The following is a 17,582-nucleotide window of genomic DNA, read 5'->3' on the forward strand; positions in this document are numbered from 1 at the left end:
GTGTGTATACGATTGGGGTCGATATCGGGACGACGAGTACGAAAGCTGTCCTGTTCAACGGTCATCAACAACTGGCGGTACATAACGTGTTGTATCCGCTTCTCACGCCCGATACGGAGACGGCCGAGCAAGACCCGGTCGTCATCTACGGGGCCGTGCTTGAAGCCGTCTCGGCGGTCCGTGCCAAAGCGGACGGTCCGATTCGCTTCGCATCGTTCAGCTCGGCGATGCATAGTTTGATTGCGCTCGATGCGGCAGGACGTCCGCTCACGAACAGCATCACGTGGGCCGACAGTCGGGCGAATCCGTATACGCAAGAAATCAAACGCAACTTTGATGCAAGCGCCCTCCATATGCGTACCGGCACCCCGGTTCATCCGATGGCACCGTTGTCGAAGCTGCGCTGGTTGAAAGCGGAGCACCCTGACGTCTTTACCCGGACGGACAAATTCGTCTCCATCAAAGAATATGTCTTCTATCGGTTGACGGGACGCTTCGTCGTCGACCATTCCATCGCTTCAGCGACAGGACTGTTCAATCTGAAACAACGAGATTGGGACACGGAAGCACTTGAAGTCGCCGGTGTGACTTCAGATCGCTTGTCTGAACTCGTCCCGACAACCGAAATCTTGCAGGTGACGCCTGAGGTGACCGAGACGCTCGGCTGGGACTTCCCACTCGTCATCGGGGCAAGCGACGGCGTGCTCTCAAATCTCGGTGTTGGTGCTTTCGAACAAGGTGTCGTCGCCGTGACGATTGGGACGAGCGGCGCCATCCGGACAGTCGTCTCGGAACCGGTCGAAGATCCAAAAGGTCGTATCTTTTGTTACGCGCTGACGGACAAGCATTGGGTAATCGGTGGACCAGTCAATAACGGCGGCATCATTCTCCGCTGGCTCCGTGACGAGTTCGCAGCAAGCGAGGTCGAGACGGCGAAACGACTCGGGATTGACGCGTACGATGTGTTGACGCGAATCGCCGAGACGGTCAAACCAGGTGCGGACGGACTCTTGTTCCATCCGTATTTGATGGGTGAACGGGCTCCACTTTGGGATTCGAACGCTCGCGGTTCATTTTTCGGGCTCAGCATTCACCATAAGCGCGAACATTTCATCCGCGCTGTGTTGGAAGGTGTCATCTTTAACCTCTATACGGTCATGCTCGCACTCGATGAGTTGACGGGCGCCCCGAACCGCATCCATGCGACAGGTGGTTTTGCCCAATCGAGCTTGTGGCGTCAGATGATGGCAGACATCTTCGATACGCCGGTCGTCGTGCCGGAGAGTCATGAAAGTTCATGTCTCGGGGCTGTCATGCTCGGGGAATATGCCTTCGGGGACATCGAGGAGTTCCAAGAGGTACCACAAGTGACCCATGAGCATATACCGGACATGGAAGCGACGAATGTGTATCGCGAACTTTTGCCGATCTACATCCGCCTGTCACGTCACCTATCTGAGGAATATGAAGCGATTTCTGCGTTTCAGCGGAAGCACGTATAATGACAAACCGAGTCCCTGAAGGGCTCGGTCTTTTTGATTTATGACAGGATTTTTCGTGATATACATGGAAAGTAAGGACGAGGTCAAACAATCATCGTATCGAAGAAGGGATTGATGGAATGGCGATTGCAATCGGGTATCTCATCACAGGTTTAGGTGCATTCGTGGCGTATTGGTTCAGTACAGGCGAAGCACGAAACACAAAATTTAGAATATGGGGAATCGCTCTTATGATTCCTATATCACCAGCCTTAGCGTTTTCCATCGGACTCTCGTACGCAATCAGTGTACAGAACGGATGGGCCGGATTGATTATGTGGTTTATTTTCCCTATCATTTTCTTGAGTGGTCTGGCGTTACTATTGATTGGTCTTTTCAAAAAAGAAAAGAAGTTGGTTTGAATGGTATGACAACCATGATTACGACAACCCGTTGCCTCATTCGACCGTTCGAAACAAGAGACATCGAATCGTTTATGGTCTATCGAAATGACTTGGACTGGATGAAACTGAAACATCAATCATTCAAAGGGCTCACCCGTGAGGAATATGAAAACGTCCTACTCGGTGAACAATCGTTTCTTCAAGGCACGCAACTCGCTATCATTGACAAAGCGACGGATGAATTGATTGGTGATGTCTATATTCAGCAAGAAGGTACGACCTATTGGATTGGCTACACCATCGTACCGACGCGAGCGCGTCAAGGCTATGCATTTGAAGTGATGTCGGGATTGATTCGTCACTTGACTGGTCAAGGAGCGAAAGAGTTCAAAGCCGGTGTGCATGGGACGAACACGGCATCGATCGCGCTATTGAAGAAATTGAAATTCACCTTTTTCGCGACAGAACTTGACGAACAAATTTATCGTCTCGATGTCTCGGACATATGGTAAAGTATGTATCACATGTCACTTGGTTTTGATTTGAGGGAGTTTTGAATTGAATGATGAAACGCGTTCTTTTACTCATGTCGATCTTTCTATTGATTGGGTCTTTGTCTCAGGCTGCGATCCCGGATCCGAAGGCCTATAACGACCCGAGTCTTATCTATTTGACGCTCGATGATGGACCGAACTGGAAAACGGGAAAGCTACTCGATGTCTTGAAGAAACATCAAGTGAAGGCAACCTTCTTCATCCTCGGGAAGAATATCGAAGGAAATGAGCATCTGCTTCATCGCATGATTGCGGAAGGTCACCTGATTGCCTTACACGGGATGCGGCACGAACGGGATGAATTTTATGAAACACCGTTGACGGCCGTACGTCAGATGCAGGAAGTACAAGCACTTATCTATGAAGTGACAGGCATTCATACGAACATGGCCCGGACGATTTACGGGAGCGACGCCGGCATGACACCCGCACACTGGCAGGCGATGACCGATGCCGGTTTTGAAATATGGGATTGGAACGTCGGCAGTCTCGACCATGTATATAAGAAAGACAATGCACGCGTCGAACAACGCGTATTCGACCTCCTCGAAGCGAATCGTACGGCGAATATTGCTTCCATCATTTTGGCGCACGATCACTCGATGACACCGAAAGCACTTGATACAATCATCCGTTATGCGAAAGAACGAGATTATGAATTCCGGACCTTAGAAGGTGCCCACCCGGTTCACAACTTTTCCGATGTGTGGGAACCGCATTTAAGCGAACGAGCGACCCCATGACTGCAGATCATCTTAATGGTCTGCAGTTTTTATACAATCCAAAAGCGTATCGGGATGACCGACACGCTTTGTTTATCCAACTATAGTTTCCGTCACATGTGTACGATTTCTACCACTATTTTTCGCCTGATATAAACAATCATCTGCCAGACGAATCATCTCACGTAGATTCTCGCTCTTTCCGTTCGCAATCCCAATCGAAACGGATAACTGAATTTTTTGTTGATCGAGTAGCTTGAACTCATGTTTCGATATGCTGTGTCTAATCCGCTCCGCTACGTTGACCACCTCGCTCTGAGAAAGCATTGGAATCAAAATACCAAATTCTTCTCCACCGATCCGTGCTTTAATGTCTTGATTCCTTGTTTCTCGGTGCAAGAGTTCTGCAAATTGTTTCAATACCTCGTCGCCGTTCGCATGACCATATTGATCGTTGATTTGTTTGAAGTGGTCAATATCTAAAATCAATACATTACATGTCGTATATTGTCCTTTGAACTTTTTCATCTGCATCTCCCATGCTCGACGGTTTGCCAGACCCGTCAAATGGTCGGTTTCCGCTGAAACTTTATACTCTCTCACACGGTGATGGATGAGATATAGATCAATATTCAGCATGGTGATCAACAATCCGATTGGGAAACTGATCATTGTAACCAACAACGCGACATCGAGAGCACGTTCCGTAAAACCGCCTCCGACAAGAATCCCCATTGCTGCAACTAAACATGTCCACACGTTCAACGTAAGACCGAATTGGAAAAGCCGCTTCTGTAGCCAGACGATTCGATATGTCAGGATCGTCCCGATCACCATCGTAAAGAGGGCGACACATGCCACAATCGAGTAAAAGTCGATACCGTAGCTGAATCGGTGAATCGACATGATTGTAGCTGCGATAAACAACGGAGAGACCAAACGATAAAACCCGAGTAAAAGGAGGACGAGAAAACGAAAATCAATTTTTACCGCATTCTCAAATTCAATACTTTGCGTGATTAGAAAAATCCCGAAACATCCCGAGAGCACACCGATGATGAATTTTTGGATGTGCACATGTCTCGTATGATAGTTCATGATCTTCGAGATGAAATAGATGCCAGTAAAAGAAATACACGAATTGGCGATTAGACTCATGAACATTAGTTGGTCCCCTTCACATTTGTCATGTCACTTCCACTCTCTACATATATCCAATTTCCATCATCAACTAACATGCTAAGGTGTAAAAAATTCTACAAAATGAATATTTTTCCTTATTATAAGAAAATCGAGTCCACATGTGGACTCGATGCTCACTTATCGTTCATATGTCACCATCACAAATTGACCGGAGGCGTGGTGACTCGTCAGTCGAAGTTTCGTCTCTTTCGTACCTTCTGGGAAAAGAGGGATTCCCTCTCCTAACACGACCGGCGCAATCGCAATCTCATAACGATCAATCAAGTCATGCTCCATCGCGGCTTTGATGACTTCCCCACCACCGATGAGCCAAATATCTTGATCAACTTCTTGCTTTAACCGATTGATGAGTTCTTTGATTGGTTCGTCCGTGAATGTGACATGCTCGGCCTCACGGTTAGCCTGACGTGTCAAAATGTAGTTCGGGATGTCTTTGTATGGATACATTCCCTCTTCTAACTTCAACACTTCCTCATACGTCTTCCGTCCCATGATGACAGCGCCAACGGTCTTGAAAAATTCAGCATAGCCGTTGTCCCCATCCCCCTCGACAGCGAATAACCAATCGAGTTGGTCGTTTGACCGAGCAATCTTTCCGTCTAAACTCATCGCAATATATAACACTACATTCGGCATCCTGTTTTCCTCCTTGATTCGTGATACATTCAGTTTAATCAATAAACACGACAAAAGATGACGGGAATGATTCGAATGAGAAAAAGACATTTACAATTGATTCGGCTACTCAATCATGGACGACGCTTCACGGCTGAAGAACTGGCTCAGGAGACAGGCGCCTCCATCCGGACGATTCAACGGGACATGCTATCGCTCGAAGAGCTCGGTTATCCGATTTGGAGCGTACCTGGAATCGGCGGAGGATATGAGATGTTGCCGAATCGTTTATTGCCCCCGCTCCATCTCCGGGAACAAGAAGCCGTTGCGCTCTATCTCACGCTCAAATGGATGGAACACATCCCTGACGTGCCATTTGGGGATATACGAAGTACATTGTCCGACTGGTATGTGAACGAGTTGCCGCACGACCTCGCAGAGAAGATTAGCCGATTGGAGCGAAACATCCTGTGGCTCGGGAACAAACAAATTCCCAAAGCGCCGTTCACGAAAGAAATCTATCAGGCGGTCGAACGTCGAAACAAGATGAAGATGACCTATCGGACGATGAACGGGCAACGCACGTTCACCGTTGCACCAGTCGGTATGGCACTCCTTGATTTGAAGTGGTACGTTTTCGGGCTCTCCGAACTGGGGCTTCGGCAATATCGGATTGATCGCATCGAGGCGGTCCACGTGCTTGAGGAACCGTTTGAGTCCGAGGATTTGATGAGCGTATTGCAGACAAGTGATGAACGAAACGGTGTGACCGTTCGACTCGACCTCACCCCACTCGGTCGCCGTTTGCTTGAAGATGTATTACCCGATATCGATGAATTGAATGAGTGGGAAGTTCCGAAAGAAGAGCTGTCATTTTTATCGAGGCAGCTATTGAAAGCCGGAGCGGAAGTGGAGGTCAAAGCGCCAAGCGCATTGCGGGAGATGATGAAGGAGCATGCGGAACGCTTGATGCAGCGATATATGTAATTTTTGGTGATGATCACGAAACATTTATAAATTTTCGTCCGTATAATAACCAACACTCAACAAAGGCGGTATAGATATGCGTCACGCGTACAAACAGTTCATCCAACTATTCAAATCGGGTCAGTTCGATGACATTTATCATCAGACGAGCGACTCATTCAAATCTCAGTATTCCATGGATGCCTTTCATCGGCAGGCGTCCGCTTTCCATCACGGCATTCGGCGCTATCGCCTGCTCAATGAAATGGTGTTGAACGGGAATCGGTATGTATTATGGTCGGATTCTCGAAAAGAAAAGTTATTGTACGTCCAATTCAATCACGCGAATGAGATCGCATCCATTCAGATGACTGTCACATCCTCTTCAAAGGAGACTAATCCTTTCACGAAAAACAAATACCATCTCCCATTCAAAGAAGAGTGGTTCGTCGTCTCCGAAGGGACAACCCTCGGAACTTATCATCATGATCCAACCCGAAAAAAGCGTGATGGTTATGACTTTTTGAAAACACAAGAGCAACAACCTTACAATCGTAGAAAAATCGGGATGGACGGCTCGTATGCGTTTGGGGAACGAGTGATTGCTCCATTACACGGGACGATTCATCAAGTCGTGGATGGGTTGTCAGACGAACTAGATGCTGATCATCCATTCGGTAATCACGTCATCATTCAACATGCGAACGATGAATATTGCCTTCTCGCCCATCTTGAGAATGGTTCCATTGCCGTGAATGTGGGAGATACGGTCAAAACCAAACAGTTGATTGGGCGCTGTGGGCGCTCCGGAATTACGCCTGAGCCACGCTTGCATATGCGTGTCATGAATCACCCGGATGTGGACAGCGCGACCGCCCTCCCGATTCAATGGAAAGGTCGATTGCGACCTATGCGTGGAAAAGTAGTCACTTCCCGCGAGGAAGAAGGATGGTCGTATGGGATTGCAGCCCTCGATTTTTCAGAACTGCTCCTTTATGTTGTTCAAGCCATTCCGCGATTATTTTTTCGCTTTTTTGGATAAGAAAACCCCTCAGGAATCTGAGGGGGTTCAACATCACATATCCAAATCAGTGAACGCGAGCGGGACAAGTTCTCCAAGCGTCACTTCTTTCACATCGGCGTTGCCGTTCGTGAGGAGTACTTTGAAGTCAGGATCGCCGAACTCGACCATGACTTGGCGGCAGATGCTACATGGTGGCAAGAAGTCTTCCGTGTCCCCAGACACGGCAACCGCTTCGAAGTCACCTTTTTTGTATCCTTGAGCGACCGCTGTGAAGATGGCCGTACGCTCCGCACAGTTCGTTGCTCCGAACGAGACGTTCTCGACGTTGACGCCGTCGATGACCGTACCGTCTTTCATGAGAAGTGCCGCACCGACGCGGAACTTCGAATATGGTGAATACGCATTGTCTTTCAATTGGCGTGCGCGCTCGACTAATTGTTGTTGGTTCATCTTAAGTCATTCCTCTCGAATATCGAATGAACTGATGCCAGTCCCCGTGCCTCTCATTTTGGGCAGGATTTATAGCATACACCCGCCTCAAAGAGAAGTCAATGACTTTTTACAAACGCTTTCATGGATAAACAAAAAAAGAAGGAGCGCTCGCCCCTTCTTGACTCTCTATACGTGGTCACACCAATTCAAGCTGCGCGACAGCCGCCTCTTCCGTTTCAGTCTGCACGTGATGACGCCCAATCGGAATAACGGAAGGTGAACCGGATACCGGGTCACACATGACCGAACAGCGGAGGTTGAAGACACGATGGATCAAATCACACGTGATGACGTTCGATGGCTTCCCTTCGGCGATCAACTTCCCTTTGTCGAGCGCGAAAATGTAGTCCGCATAACGTGCCGATAAGTTGATATCGTGCAACACCATGACAATTGTCGTCCCGTACTTTCGATTCAAGTCCGTCAACAAATCGAGAATCTCGACCTGATACGTGATATCAAGATACGTCGTCGGCTCGTCTAAAAAGAGCACGTCCGTCTGTTGAGCCAGTGCCATCGCAATCCAGACGCGTTGGCGCTGCCCGCCTGACAACTCGTCAATGGGACGATCCGCGAACTCCGTGATGTTCATCATCTCCATCGCCTCGGCGACAGCTTCGTAATCGGCTTTCGTCCAGCCCTTTAAGAACGATTGATGCGGGTAACGACCACGACCGACAAGATCGGCGACCGTGATCCCTTCCGGTACGACCGGGGACTGTGGCAACATCCCGAGGACACGCGCTAGCTTTTTCGGTGCCATTTTCGAAATCGGCTTATCGTAAAGCGTCACTTGACCGGCAGTCGGTTTGATGAGGCGTGCCATCGTCTTCAGAAGTGTCGACTTCCCGCAACCGTTCGCACCGATGATGATGCTAATTTGATTGCTCGGAATTTCAAGGCTGATATCGTTTAAAATCATCTTGTCCTCGTATCCTGAGGTGAGATGTTCCACTTTCATAATGGATGCCATTTAGAAGTCCCCTTTCTGGTTCATCCGGATCAACAAGTATAAGAGATAAGGCGCGCCGATGATGCCGGTGATGACACCGACCGGATAGCGTGCCGTGAAGGCGAATTGTCCGACAAGGTCGGCCGCTAGTACTAAAATGATTCCGACAAGCGCTGCCGGCAAGATTCCCGCGTGGCTCGTTCCGACGAGCCGTTTGGCAATCGGCCCTGCTAAGAAGGCAATAAACGCAATCGGTCCCGTTGTCGCTGTTGCAAGGGCGAGCATGAATACTGCCGCCACAATGAGTAGAAGTCTGGTCTGGTTCGTGTTGATGCCAAGCCCTGTCGCCGCCATTTCTCCGAGCTCGAGCATTTCAAGCTGACGGGTGAGTAACAGTACAATCGGTAAACAGATGAGTACCGTGATGATTAAAGGTGGCAACTCCTCAAGTTTCGCCCCATTTAAACTTCCTGTCAACCACCGCATCGCCATCGCGACATCGTTTTGTCGGCTGATGAGCAATAGATAATTGATGACGGCTGTTAGCATCGCTTGAATCCCAATTCCAACTAACACCAAACGACCGATGGAGAAAGCCGCCCCTTTGGATAGAAAATAGATGACCAGCACGGTGACGAGCCCACCGATAATCGAAGCGATCGAGATTATCGCTTCACTCGATTGTAGGACGACGATACAGAAGACAGCCGCCGCACTGGACCCCGTTGTGATCCCAATGACATTTGGATTGGCAAGCGGATTTCGAAGCATCGTTTGGAAAATCGTTCCCGCGGCACCAAATGCTGCACCGGCAAAGACACCAGCGAGCATACGTGGTAGACGCAATACTTCAACGGCGAACGTCGCCCCTTTTACGTCTTCCCCGAGCAAGACGCGGATGACATCCTGAACCGGATAAATCGTATTGCCCAACATGAGCATCAACCCGCTCAATGCTACCGCTATGATGGTCAAAAGAAGCGTCATCCCGACATAGCGACGGCGTCGCTTCATGCGACCTTGTCTGATTTGTTCAATCGCTGGTTGCATCATAGTCCTCTTACTTTCACTTTCATTGTCAATAGAATCAAGATCGGTGCCCCGATGAACGCCGTCACAATCCCGACCTCAAGTTCACCCGGACTTCCAAGCAAACGTCCCATGACATCCGAGAAGGTCAAGATGATGGCACCTGCTAAGGCAGACATCGGCATGAGGTAGCGTTGGTCAGGACCGAGCACGAGTCGAATCAAATGTGGGGCGAGAAGTCCGATAAACCCAATCGGTCCAGCGAGTGCAGTCGCAGCCCCACACAGAATCACGCCTGCGAACGAGGCGGTCAACTTCAATGTCCCCGTCCGAACACCAAGACTCTTCGCCATCTCCTCCCCGAGCGCAAGTGCGTTCAAGGAAGGTGCGGTCACTACCGCAATCACGAGACCGATTAGAAGAAACGGTAAAAATGTATAAATCGAATCCAGATTTCCCGCACCGACACTCCCTACTTGCCAAAAGCGGAACTGGTCCATGACGTTTGAGCGTGGAATCATAAGAGCCATGACGAGCGACGATAATGCTGCACTTGTCGCCGCTCCCGCCAAGACGAGTTTGAGCGGGGTCGCCCCTCCCCTTCCGAGTGAACCGATGCCGAAAACGAAAATGGCCGTCAATAGCGCCCCGACGAGCGCAAACCAGATGAACGCACTCGCCGTCGCGATGTTGAAGAATGCGATACCGATGACGACGGCGAGCGCTGCTCCCGTGTTGACCCCAAGAATACTCGGGTCAGCGATTGGGTTACGCGTCACCGACTGCATGAGTGCACCCGCCACACCGAGTGCTGCGCCACACATAAAACTGAAAATTGTCCGGACGACCCGCTCCCGGACAATGTCTGCCTCATACGACTGAACAGCCGGACGGAATAAACCGTCCAGCAGTTCATTCCACCCGACTGTTCGAGAGCCGAAGGCAAGGGATGCCACGATGCATAGCACCGTCAGTACGAGCGTCCCAACTAACAGGAGCGGGAAGTACTTCGGGGTATGCATCTGTTTCACCTGATTTTGCATCATTTTACTTTCGCAAGGGCATCCGATACGCGTGAAACGTACTCATCAATCGTATATTCAATCGAGAGTGGCGTCGGTGTCCCAGCCGCTGCGAGTGGCGTATTGTCTTCAATCAATACGACCGATCCGCGTTCGATGGCTGGTACTTTACTGTAGAGCGGGTCTGCTTGAAGCGCCTTCAACGTGTCTTCATTTCCGTATGTGACGAAGATGTCGACGTCGTTCAAAATGTCGGCGTTCTCTTTGCTGAGCTCGAGATAGAAGCTATTTGCTTTTTCAGCTTCGTCGACAATGTTTTGTGGGTACTCCATGCCGAGTTCTTCGATGAAGGCACCACGAGGATCACCTGTTGTATAGATATAGAATTTTGAAAGATCTTCTGCGCTCATCGAGACGAAAGCGGCTTTCTTTCCAGCAATCTCAGGAACGGCTGTCGCTTTGTCAGTAATCAACTGCTCCGTGTCTTTGATTAACTGTTCGCCTTCTTCACCAAGTCCCATTGCGAGTGAGTCATAACGAACCATGTCTTGCCATGACGTGACCCAAGGTGTTTCTTGATATGCCACGACCGGTGCGATTTGGCTAAGCGTGTCATAGTCTTCTTGCGTGATGCCTGAGTAGGCGGCCAAGATGACATCTGGATTTGAATCTGCGATTGCTTCAAAGTCTAATCCGTCCGTGTCTTGATAGATGTTCGGGTTCTCTTCGCCAAGCGCTGTCAACTTCTCTGCTGTCCATGGGAGCATCCCGCTATCATCTTGGACACCGTAGTTCGCAGCTGAGAATCCGACCGGTACGACATCGAGTGCAAGTGCGACGTCATGGTTTCCCCACGAAATCGTTGCGACACGCTCTGGTTTTTCTTCGATGACAGTCTCACCGAACGCATGCTCGATTGTGATTGGATATCCTTCTGCTGACTCTTCCGTCCCTTCGTTCGTGGAAGCGTTCTCAGCTTCTTCCGAACCACAGCCGGCTAAGATGAGTGCAAACGCTGAAGCAAAAATAAACATATGTAACCACTTCTTCATTGTCTTGTTCACGTGTTTCTTCTCCTTTTTCAACTTCTCTATTTTCTCGATACTGATAATCATTATCAGTTATGAGTATAGACTTGCTATTCCTTCGTGTCAACTGCTATTCGATATAGAAAAATGAAAAAACCTGTCGTTTTAGGACAGGTTTATCAGGACTTTCGATGTTGTCGCATGACGTCCGCGATCGGTTCATCTTGTTTTTCAAGCTCCGATACGATCCGTTCATGGTCCACGTCGTTTCGGTTTTGGCTTAACTTGAACGTCGCCTGCATATCGGTGATGTCGATCCGAAACCCGACGACGCCGTTCATTTGTCGCTTCACCGGTTCGGATAATGCATCCCAACGCACCGCATGCTCACGTTCGCCTTCATGCTCGTGAAGTAATCCGGCTAGTTCCTCAACCAACTCGTTTTCATTGAGAATCGTCGCACGTCCATACACGTGTATGGCTTGATAGTTCCATGTCGAGACGTCCTCATGGCCATACCATGACGCTGACACGTAAGCACTTGGTCCTTGAAAGATGACAAGAACGGTTTGATCTTCAATTGTTCGCCACTGCGGATTCGCTTTTGCGACATGGGTCGTCAGTTGACCGTTCGCCTCATCGAATCGTAACGGGACGTGCGTCGCAATCGGCTTATCCCCGTCATGCGTCACAATCGTGCCGAACGGATTGGCATGAAGAAATGTATAAATCTCTGCTCGTTCTGTGACGGAATATTGTTTTGGAATATACATGTCGAACCCCCTTTCTCCTATTATATTCTGAACAAGACGGGTATAACGACACAGAAGGAGGGATGTTATTTATGAAACCAACGATTAAAGCCATCGTCTTTGACGTATACGGCACCTTATTCGACGTCCATTCGGTGAAGGATGCCTGTGAACAAGAGTTCCCTGAAAAGGGAGCAGCCATCAGCCAAGTGTGGCGGACGAAACAACTTGAGTATTTCTTTTGGCGGCACATGATGGGACGCTATGAAGATTTCGATACAGTGACCCGGGACGCACTCCGTTACGCATTAGCCGTGCATGACGCACCATTCACAAAGGAAATCGAACAACGTCTGACTGCATCGTATGCGCACCTCACCCCGTATAAGGAGATCGAATCGGTCCTAAAAGAGATGCATGACGTGAAGACCGTCATTCTCTCAAACGGGACGGACGAGATGCTTAAGGCATTGCTTCACAACGCCGGTCTCACCGATTATTTTGATGAGGTTGTCAGCGTCGACGGCATCAAACAACCTAAACCGACGCCTGCCGCCTACATGAATTGGTTCAAAACGTCTGGTCTTCGTCGTGACGAGGTGCTCTTCTTATCGTCGAACGGATGGGACATCGCCGGGGCGAAAAACTTTGGCTTCCATGCGGTCTGGATCAATCGGAATGACTTACCATTTGAAGCATTTGATATAGAACCAGATGCCATCTATCCGAACTTGAACAACTTGTCAGAATGGCTTTAGTCCGTGAACGGCCTCATGAAAATGAGGTCGTTTTGTGCATCCTCTCCCATAAAGAATGTGTGGACACCCGTTTGTCCGAACCCGTTTCGTCGATAAAATTGAATCGCTCTTTCATTGTGTTCCCATACGCCGAGCCACATCTTTCGTTTGTGTAGTTCCTTCGTCAATTCGGTTGCTTGAGTAAATAACGCTTTCCCCACCCCTTGACCTTGAAACGCTTCTAATACGTAGATTCGTTCGATTTCAATCGCATCTTCGCCCATCGGTTCAGATTGAGCATCGCGTACGTTCACTTTCAAATAGCCTGCCAACTCACCTTTTACATGTGCAAAATAAAAATAAGAATCGGGATGTGCCAACTCATGCTGCAACTGCTCAGGCGCATACGCTTTTTCTAAGTAAGCGTTCAAATGTTCTTCTGTGTTGTGACGTGCGAACGTCTCCGTAAATGTCTGGATGCTAATGTGACGTAAGGCTTCTACGTCTGTCACTTTTGAGATTTCAATCATGTTCTCGCTCCTCTCAGTATTCTCGATGCTTGCCTTTCTTCACTTCGGTCCAATCTGTTTCAACATTACGTCGTACTTTTTTCAAAAGGCGTAACAACTCCTCACTTTCTTTCTCGTCGAATCCTGATAATGCGACCGATGTAGAATATTCGTGTTCGCGAATGATGAGCGGGTACAATACCTGTCCTTTCTCCGTCACGTATAAACGTCTGATTTTCTGATTATCAAGATCTGGTCGCCTCTCAATCCATCCTTCTTGCTCCAGTTTCTTGATGGCACGTGCGGCGGTCGTCCTGTCTACCTTAATCAACTCTGCTAGCCGTTCTTGAATGATACCTGGGTGTTCAAAAATCCTAACGATGTACAAGTACTTCCCTTTTTCTAAACCGAGTGCCTTGAATTCAATGTTGCTGATTGAATCGAGGGCACGCGCAATCATCCCGACCTCTCGTAAATGGTCATGCATCATGAGACACCTCTATCTTTTTGTTGCAAACGCAACAAAATACTTTATATAAGCGTATCGTAATTTGTGAGAGAATGGAAGTAAGAATTTTCGCTAAGAAGGAGATGAATGAAATATGGGTCACCGAATCTATACCACGAGTTTCGCGAGCGTTTATCCACTCTACGTCGCCAAAGCCGAACGCAAAGGACGGACGAAGGAAGAAGTCGACACCATCATCGAATGGTTGACCGGTTACGATGAGACCGGACTCGAACGTCAGATAGCCAATCAAGTCGATTTTGATACATTTTTCGCTTCAGCACCTCGTCTCAACGAAGACCGCGCCCTCATCAAAGGCGTCGTCTGTGGGGTTCGTGTCGAGAACGTTGAAGAACCGCTCATGCGTGAGATCCGTTATTTGGACAAACTCATCGATGAATTGGCAAAAGGAAAGAAAATGGAGAAGATCTTACGAGGAGGCGAATCATGATGGATGTGACGGCACTCGTCGACGAGGCACGGCTCGATTCATTTATTCATCTGCTCGAGGTCATCGATGATCATTTACCTGGCGGATTTGAAAAAACGACGGACGGACATGGTGTCCATTACGTCGTTCCACTCGATCGATATCCGTCCGGGTATCATGTCACACCGGGGACGCCACTACCGTTTATCAGTGTAATCGCGCAAAAGCGCCATGTCGGACTGTATCACATGGGCATTTACGCCGACCCTGAATTACTCGCTTGGTTCGAACGGGAGTATGCGAGTCGTGTCCCGACGAAACTTGATATGGGGAAAAGCTGTATCCGTTTCAATAACGTGAAGCGAATCCCGTTTGACTTGGTCGGAGAACTCGTCGAGAAGATGACTGTCGAGGAATGGATTCAGCACTACGAAGGACAACGAAATAATAAAAAAGAGTCCGACTAATTTTCGGACTCTTTTCATTTACACAGTAAATCGATTCGTCATCTCTCGCATCTCATCCGCCATATTCGATAATTCTTGAGCGGCTGCCGTAATTTCTTCCATTGATGCCATCTGTTCTTCAGTAGCTGCTGATGTGTTCTCTGTTTCTGTGGCAGTCGATTCAGTAATTCCTTGAATCTCATTCACAGAGTTCAACACTTCTGTCGCTCCCGCCGCCATTTCTTGTACAGCACTGGACACTTCTTCTATTTGTTGCCCGACTTCTTCAATGGCCACTTTAATTTCATCAAACGCAACACCTGTCTGCCGCACGTTCGTCACACTCTGTCCCATATCACCTTCTACGACATGCATCGTCTCTACGGCATGCTTTGTTTCTGTCTGTGTATGATGAATTAGAGAGGAAATTTGTTTGGTCGCATCGGCTGATTCTTCCGCAAGTTTTCGTACTTCTGCAGCAACGACTGCAAACCCACGTCCCTGATCTCCTGCGCGCGCTGCCTCGATTGCTGCATTTAATGCAAGTAAGTTCGTTTGCTCTGCAATTCCTGAAATGGTCCCACTGATTGTACCAATCTCTTGAGAACGAGTATTAAGCTGCTCAATGACTTGTTGCAACGTCTTCACTTTTTCATTCATCGCTTCAAGCTGATGTTCAAGCGTTTCGATTAGCTCATTCCCTGATTGTACTTTGTCCAATGCCCCTTCCGATAATACAGTCATCTGTTGAGCACGATCAGAGACTTGGTGAATGCCATTCGTCAATTCTGAAAGGGTACCATTTGAAGACTTGACCCGTTTCAACTGATGGAGTGAACCCGAAGCGATCTCTTCCATCGTCACAGCTACCATCTCTGTCGCTTTTGTCGTTTCTTCTACGTTATTTTTCAAATCGTCCGATGAAGTCGCCACACGCCCAGCAGTCGAAGTCACTCCACCAATCAACTCTCGTAAACTTTCTTTCATCTGATTGAATGACTGTGCGAGCGCCCCGATTTCATCGCGTGATGTGTATGTGCTATTGACTGTCAAATCCCCTTCACCGGCACGACTCATCAATACGTTCAATTCTTTCACCGGACCAACCACAAGGCGCGTGATGTAGACGCCTAATCCAATTGAAAGCGCAGCTCCCAAAATGACAAGACCCCAAAAGATAAACACAGCACGCTCTCGATCAGACCGCATCGTATCACTGGCCGTTTCCGCATCCACATTCAATTGATCCATAACTTCTTTCGCTGTCTCAACAAGCGCAAGTCGAATTGGTCGTAATTCTGTTCCATATTGTCGGTAAGCAGATTCATTTTCATTTCGTAATGCAGGTTGCAATACGACGTCTATGCTTTCCAAATATGCGTTCGTCTCCTCATTCAACTTTTCGATTCGACTCATTAATTCAGGATCTTCTGTCGAAATCGAATCATTAAATACTTCGAGATCGGTAACCATACTCTCCCGACGCTCTTCAATATTTTTTTGTAACTCTTCATTTCGAGCACTTTCGGTCGTCAACATTAGTTCTAACAAGTGACTGTCGATTGCACGATTATCGGTTCTCAACTGTCCAATGGCACGAATCGGAATCAATCTCTCTTCGTATATCTTTTCTCCGGCATCAGCCATTCTTCCAATCAACACATGGCTTAACATTGAAATCATGACGAGTGTCACAACGAATAATGAAATCAATACGGTAAACTTCTTAGACATGCTTAAATTTTTCATCATTTTCCCTCCCATTCTATTTATCGTGTCGAATTTGTGAAAAATGAAGCAATGTTTAGAAAGCATTGACCTAAGTTTCGATTCGGATAGCTGCCTCTTTGCTCCAGCTCGTTACACCTTTTGTAAGCCGGCTCGCATTTATGTTGCATGGAGATGCAGTATACTAACATCAGATACATTCGGTTACGAAAGGAGCGGACAACTTGCCACGACCACTCAAACTCACACTCTTTCTTCTCGTGTTTGGATCTTTGTTCTATATCACCCATTTTCACTATGAGTTGCGTCCGTCTGACATCCGGGACATCGTCTTGTCGTTTGGATTTTGGGGTCCACTCTTCTTTATTTTTCTTTATGCCATCGGTCCGGTCGCATTTTTACCGACATCCGTCCTCTCACTCGGAGCCGGACTCGCGTTCGGCGTATGGCCAGGTGTCCTCTATATCATTATTGGTGCAACTGCCGCTGCGACGACCGGTTATGTGATGGGGCGTTTTTTCGGGCGCTCGGTCATCAACGTCGACCGCTATCCATGGTCAGAGAAACTGTTCACACAAATGGAGCGTCGTGGCTTTTTATATGTATTTGTCCTCCGGCTCATCCCGCTCGTCAGTTTTGACTTACTTAGTTATGCCGGTGGAATCTCACGTGTTCGTTTCCGCGCCTTCGTACCGGCGACCGTGCTCGGCATGATCCCAGGTACGTTCGCCTACAGCTTCCTCGGGGCGAGCCTCGCCTCAGGCAGTGTCACCACGATTTTCATTGCCGCGCTCGTCTTCGTCGGCTTGATTGTCGTGACGTACATCTTCCGAGAACCGGTTAAAAAATGGCTTGGATTGAATTGAAATTTTATGAGAGAGAGCTTTATGCTCTTTTTTTGTGCCTTGAACATGTAATCCGTATAAACTTCTATACTATTCATCCGATATGTATAGAGCTACAACAAATGAACACGAGAA

Annotated in this window: 21 protein-coding genes; 10 read left to right on the forward strand and 11 right to left on the reverse strand. The window is 48.3% G+C overall.

The window, feature by feature from the left end; all coding sequences use genetic code 11:
• Positions 1–2: 2 nt before the first annotated feature.
• The 4 genes from gntK to Q9R25_RS08580 all read left to right on the forward strand — a co-directional run bounded on the left by gntK (position 3) and on the right by Q9R25_RS08580 (position 3,182).
• Positions 3–1,502 (forward strand): gluconokinase, encoded by a 1,500-nt coding sequence (gene gntK / locus Q9R25_RS08565; protein WP_311283038.1) that lies wholly within the window; start codon positions 3–5, stop codon positions 1,500–1,502.
• Positions 1,503–1,621: 119 nt separating this feature from the next.
• Positions 1,622–1,903: a hypothetical protein gene (locus tag Q9R25_RS08570; protein ID WP_311283039.1), complete on the forward strand. Its 282-nt coding sequence runs from the start codon at positions 1,622–1,624 to the stop codon at positions 1,901–1,903.
• A gap of 14 nt (positions 1,904–1,917) precedes the next feature.
• A complete protein-coding gene (locus Q9R25_RS08575) occupies positions 1,918–2,397 on the forward strand; it encodes a GNAT family N-acetyltransferase (RefSeq protein WP_311283040.1) in 480 nt (159 codons plus the stop codon).
• A 50-nt stretch (positions 2,398–2,447) separates the two neighbouring features.
• Positions 2,448–3,182 (forward strand): polysaccharide deacetylase family protein, encoded by a 735-nt coding sequence (locus Q9R25_RS08580; RefSeq protein ID WP_211782289.1) that lies wholly within the window; start codon positions 2,448–2,450, stop codon positions 3,180–3,182.
• 72 nt (positions 3,183–3,254) lie between these two features.
• Here Q9R25_RS08580 and Q9R25_RS08585 read toward each other — a convergent pair whose 3' ends face one another.
• Positions 3,255–4,325 (reverse strand): GGDEF domain-containing protein, encoded by a 1,071-nt coding sequence (locus Q9R25_RS08585; RefSeq protein WP_196431229.1) that lies wholly within the window; start codon positions 4,323–4,325, stop codon positions 3,255–3,257.
• Positions 4,326–4,481: 156 nt separating this feature from the next.
• On the reverse strand, positions 4,482–5,000 hold the full coding sequence (locus tag Q9R25_RS08590) for a dihydrofolate reductase family protein (protein ID WP_159562924.1): 519 nt from the start codon (positions 4,998–5,000) through the stop codon (positions 4,482–4,484).
• A gap of 75 nt (positions 5,001–5,075) precedes the next feature.
• Between Q9R25_RS08590 and Q9R25_RS08595 the strand changes: the two genes are divergently transcribed.
• Both Q9R25_RS08595 and Q9R25_RS08600 read left to right on the forward strand, forming a co-directional pair.
• Positions 5,076–5,966: a helix-turn-helix transcriptional regulator gene (locus Q9R25_RS08595; protein ID WP_214690458.1), complete on the forward strand. Its 891-nt coding sequence runs from the start codon at positions 5,076–5,078 to the stop codon at positions 5,964–5,966.
• A gap of 76 nt (positions 5,967–6,042) precedes the next feature.
• On the forward strand, positions 6,043–6,987 hold the full coding sequence (locus tag Q9R25_RS08600; RefSeq protein WP_214690457.1) for a peptidoglycan DD-metalloendopeptidase family protein: 945 nt from the start codon (positions 6,043–6,045) through the stop codon (positions 6,985–6,987).
• 33 nt (positions 6,988–7,020) lie between these two features.
• Here the strand turns inward: Q9R25_RS08600 and Q9R25_RS08605 are convergent, their stop codons facing one another.
• The 6 genes from Q9R25_RS08605 to Q9R25_RS08630 all read right to left on the reverse strand — a co-directional run bounded on the left by Q9R25_RS08605 (position 7,021) and on the right by Q9R25_RS08630 (position 12,265).
• The gene (locus Q9R25_RS08605; protein ID WP_074035820.1) at positions 7,021–7,419 is read right to left on the reverse strand and encodes a cytidine deaminase; all 399 of its coding nucleotides are present in this window, start codon (positions 7,417–7,419) and stop codon (positions 7,021–7,023) included.
• 178 nt (positions 7,420–7,597) lie between these two features.
• Positions 7,598–8,434, reverse strand: a complete 837-nt coding sequence (locus Q9R25_RS08610; RefSeq protein ID WP_196431233.1) for an ABC transporter ATP-binding protein — start codon at positions 8,432–8,434, stop codon at positions 7,598–7,600.
• Positions 8,435–9,466, reverse strand: coding sequence for a FecCD family ABC transporter permease (locus tag Q9R25_RS08615; protein WP_214690456.1), 1,032 nt, complete (start codon positions 9,464–9,466; stop codon positions 8,435–8,437).
• Positions 9,463–10,464, reverse strand: a complete 1,002-nt coding sequence (locus Q9R25_RS08620) for a FecCD family ABC transporter permease (protein ID WP_370568609.1) — start codon at positions 10,462–10,464, stop codon at positions 9,463–9,465. The genes Q9R25_RS08615 and Q9R25_RS08620 overlap by 4 nt, the downstream gene beginning before the upstream one ends.
• Positions 10,465–10,484: 20 nt before the next feature.
• Positions 10,485–11,516, reverse strand: coding sequence for an iron-siderophore ABC transporter substrate-binding protein (locus Q9R25_RS08625; protein ID WP_168169901.1), 1,032 nt, complete (start codon positions 11,514–11,516; stop codon positions 10,485–10,487).
• Positions 11,517–11,671: 155 nt separating this feature from the next.
• Entirely contained in the window at positions 11,672–12,265 is a 594-nt protein-coding gene (locus Q9R25_RS08630) for an FMN-binding negative transcriptional regulator (protein ID WP_214690455.1), read from the reverse strand.
• A gap of 71 nt (positions 12,266–12,336) precedes the next feature.
• On the opposite strand from Q9R25_RS08630, the gene Q9R25_RS08635 reads away from it, so the two are divergent.
• A complete protein-coding gene (locus Q9R25_RS08635) occupies positions 12,337–13,002 on the forward strand; it encodes a haloacid dehalogenase type II (protein ID WP_074035810.1) in 666 nt (221 codons plus the stop codon).
• On the opposite strand, the gene Q9R25_RS08640 is transcribed toward Q9R25_RS08635, so the two are convergent.
• Entirely contained in the window at positions 12,999–13,511 is a 513-nt protein-coding gene (locus Q9R25_RS08640; protein ID WP_074035808.1) for a GNAT family N-acetyltransferase, read from the reverse strand. The genes Q9R25_RS08635 and Q9R25_RS08640 overlap by 4 nt on opposite strands.
• A 13-nt stretch (positions 13,512–13,524) precedes the next feature.
• Positions 13,525–13,977, reverse strand: coding sequence for a MarR family winged helix-turn-helix transcriptional regulator (locus tag Q9R25_RS08645; protein ID WP_311283042.1), 453 nt, complete (start codon positions 13,975–13,977; stop codon positions 13,525–13,527).
• Between the two features lie 115 nt (positions 13,978–14,092).
• Between Q9R25_RS08645 and Q9R25_RS08650 the strand changes: the two genes are divergently transcribed.
• Both Q9R25_RS08650 and Q9R25_RS08655 read left to right on the forward strand, forming a co-directional pair.
• Entirely contained in the window at positions 14,093–14,449 is a 357-nt protein-coding gene (locus Q9R25_RS08650) for a DUF2200 domain-containing protein (RefSeq protein WP_012727286.1), read from the forward strand.
• A complete protein-coding gene (locus Q9R25_RS08655) occupies positions 14,446–14,895 on the forward strand; it encodes a DUF1801 domain-containing protein (RefSeq protein WP_159562934.1) in 450 nt (149 codons plus the stop codon). The genes Q9R25_RS08650 and Q9R25_RS08655 overlap by 4 nt, the downstream gene beginning before the upstream one ends.
• Before the next feature lie 18 nt (positions 14,896–14,913).
• Here Q9R25_RS08655 and Q9R25_RS08660 read toward each other — a convergent pair whose 3' ends face one another.
• Positions 14,914–16,623, reverse strand: coding sequence for a methyl-accepting chemotaxis protein (locus Q9R25_RS08660; RefSeq protein WP_196431238.1), 1,710 nt, complete (start codon positions 16,621–16,623; stop codon positions 14,914–14,916).
• A 203-nt stretch (positions 16,624–16,826) separates the two neighbouring features.
• On the opposite strand from Q9R25_RS08660, the gene Q9R25_RS08665 reads away from it, so the two are divergent.
• Positions 16,827–17,468, forward strand: coding sequence for a TVP38/TMEM64 family protein (locus Q9R25_RS08665; RefSeq protein WP_012727289.1), 642 nt, complete (start codon positions 16,827–16,829; stop codon positions 17,466–17,468).
• Positions 17,469–17,582 lie beyond the last annotated feature (114 nt).

The organism is Exiguobacterium sp. BG5(2022) (assembly GCF_031844365.1).
In the GTDB taxonomy this organism is placed as follows: Bacteria; Bacillota; Bacilli; order Exiguobacteriales; family Exiguobacteriaceae; genus Exiguobacterium; species Exiguobacterium profundum.

Excerpts from the sequence above, each read along its gene's own strand:
- Q9R25_RS08640 (WP_074035808.1), bottom strand. The coding sequence starts at position 13,511 with ATGATTGAAATCTCAAAAGTGACAGACGTAGAAGCCTTACGTCACATT.
- Q9R25_RS08615 (WP_214690456.1), bottom strand. The coding sequence starts at position 9,466 with ATGATGCAACCAGCGATTGAACAAATCAGACAAGGTCGCATGAAGCGA.
- Q9R25_RS08595 (WP_214690458.1), top strand. The coding sequence starts at position 5,076 with ATGAGAAAAAGACATTTACAATTGATTCGGCTACTCAATCATGGACGA.
- Q9R25_RS08650 (WP_012727286.1), top strand. The coding sequence starts at position 14,093 with ATGGGTCACCGAATCTATACCACGAGTTTCGCGAGCGTTTATCCACTC.
- Q9R25_RS08585 (WP_196431229.1), bottom strand. The coding sequence starts at position 4,325 with ATGTTCATGAGTCTAATCGCCAATTCGTGTATTTCTTTTACTGGCATC.
- Q9R25_RS08620 (WP_370568609.1), bottom strand. The coding sequence starts at position 10,464 with ATGCATACCCCGAAGTACTTCCCGCTCCTGTTAGTTGGGACGCTCGTA.
- Q9R25_RS08625 (WP_168169901.1), bottom strand. The coding sequence starts at position 11,516 with ATGAAGAAGTGGTTACATATGTTTATTTTTGCTTCAGCGTTTGCACTC.
- Q9R25_RS08635 (WP_074035810.1), top strand. The coding sequence starts at position 12,337 with ATGAAACCAACGATTAAAGCCATCGTCTTTGACGTATACGGCACCTTA.
- Q9R25_RS08605 (WP_074035820.1), bottom strand. The coding sequence starts at position 7,419 with ATGAACCAACAACAATTAGTCGAGCGCGCACGCCAATTGAAAGACAAT.
- Q9R25_RS08630 (WP_214690455.1), bottom strand. The coding sequence starts at position 12,265 with ATGTATATTCCAAAACAATATTCCGTCACAGAACGAGCAGAGATTTAT.
- Q9R25_RS08610 (WP_196431233.1), bottom strand. The coding sequence starts at position 8,434 with ATGGCATCCATTATGAAAGTGGAACATCTCACCTCAGGATACGAGGAC.
- Q9R25_RS08575 (WP_311283040.1), top strand. The coding sequence starts at position 1,918 with ATGATTACGACAACCCGTTGCCTCATTCGACCGTTCGAAACAAGAGAC.
- Q9R25_RS08580 (WP_211782289.1), top strand. The coding sequence starts at position 2,448 with ATGATGAAACGCGTTCTTTTACTCATGTCGATCTTTCTATTGATTGGG.
- Q9R25_RS08570 (WP_311283039.1), top strand. The coding sequence starts at position 1,622 with ATGGCGATTGCAATCGGGTATCTCATCACAGGTTTAGGTGCATTCGTG.
- Q9R25_RS08655 (WP_159562934.1), top strand. The coding sequence starts at position 14,446 with ATGATGGATGTGACGGCACTCGTCGACGAGGCACGGCTCGATTCATTT.
- Q9R25_RS08645 (WP_311283042.1), bottom strand. The coding sequence starts at position 13,977 with ATGCATGACCATTTACGAGAGGTCGGGATGATTGCGCGTGCCCTCGAT.
- Q9R25_RS08590 (WP_159562924.1), bottom strand. The coding sequence starts at position 5,000 with ATGCCGAATGTAGTGTTATATATTGCGATGAGTTTAGACGGAAAGATT.
- Q9R25_RS08660 (WP_196431238.1), bottom strand. The coding sequence starts at position 16,623 with ATGAAAAATTTAAGCATGTCTAAGAAGTTTACCGTATTGATTTCATTA.
- Q9R25_RS08600 (WP_214690457.1), top strand. The coding sequence starts at position 6,043 with ATGCGTCACGCGTACAAACAGTTCATCCAACTATTCAAATCGGGTCAG.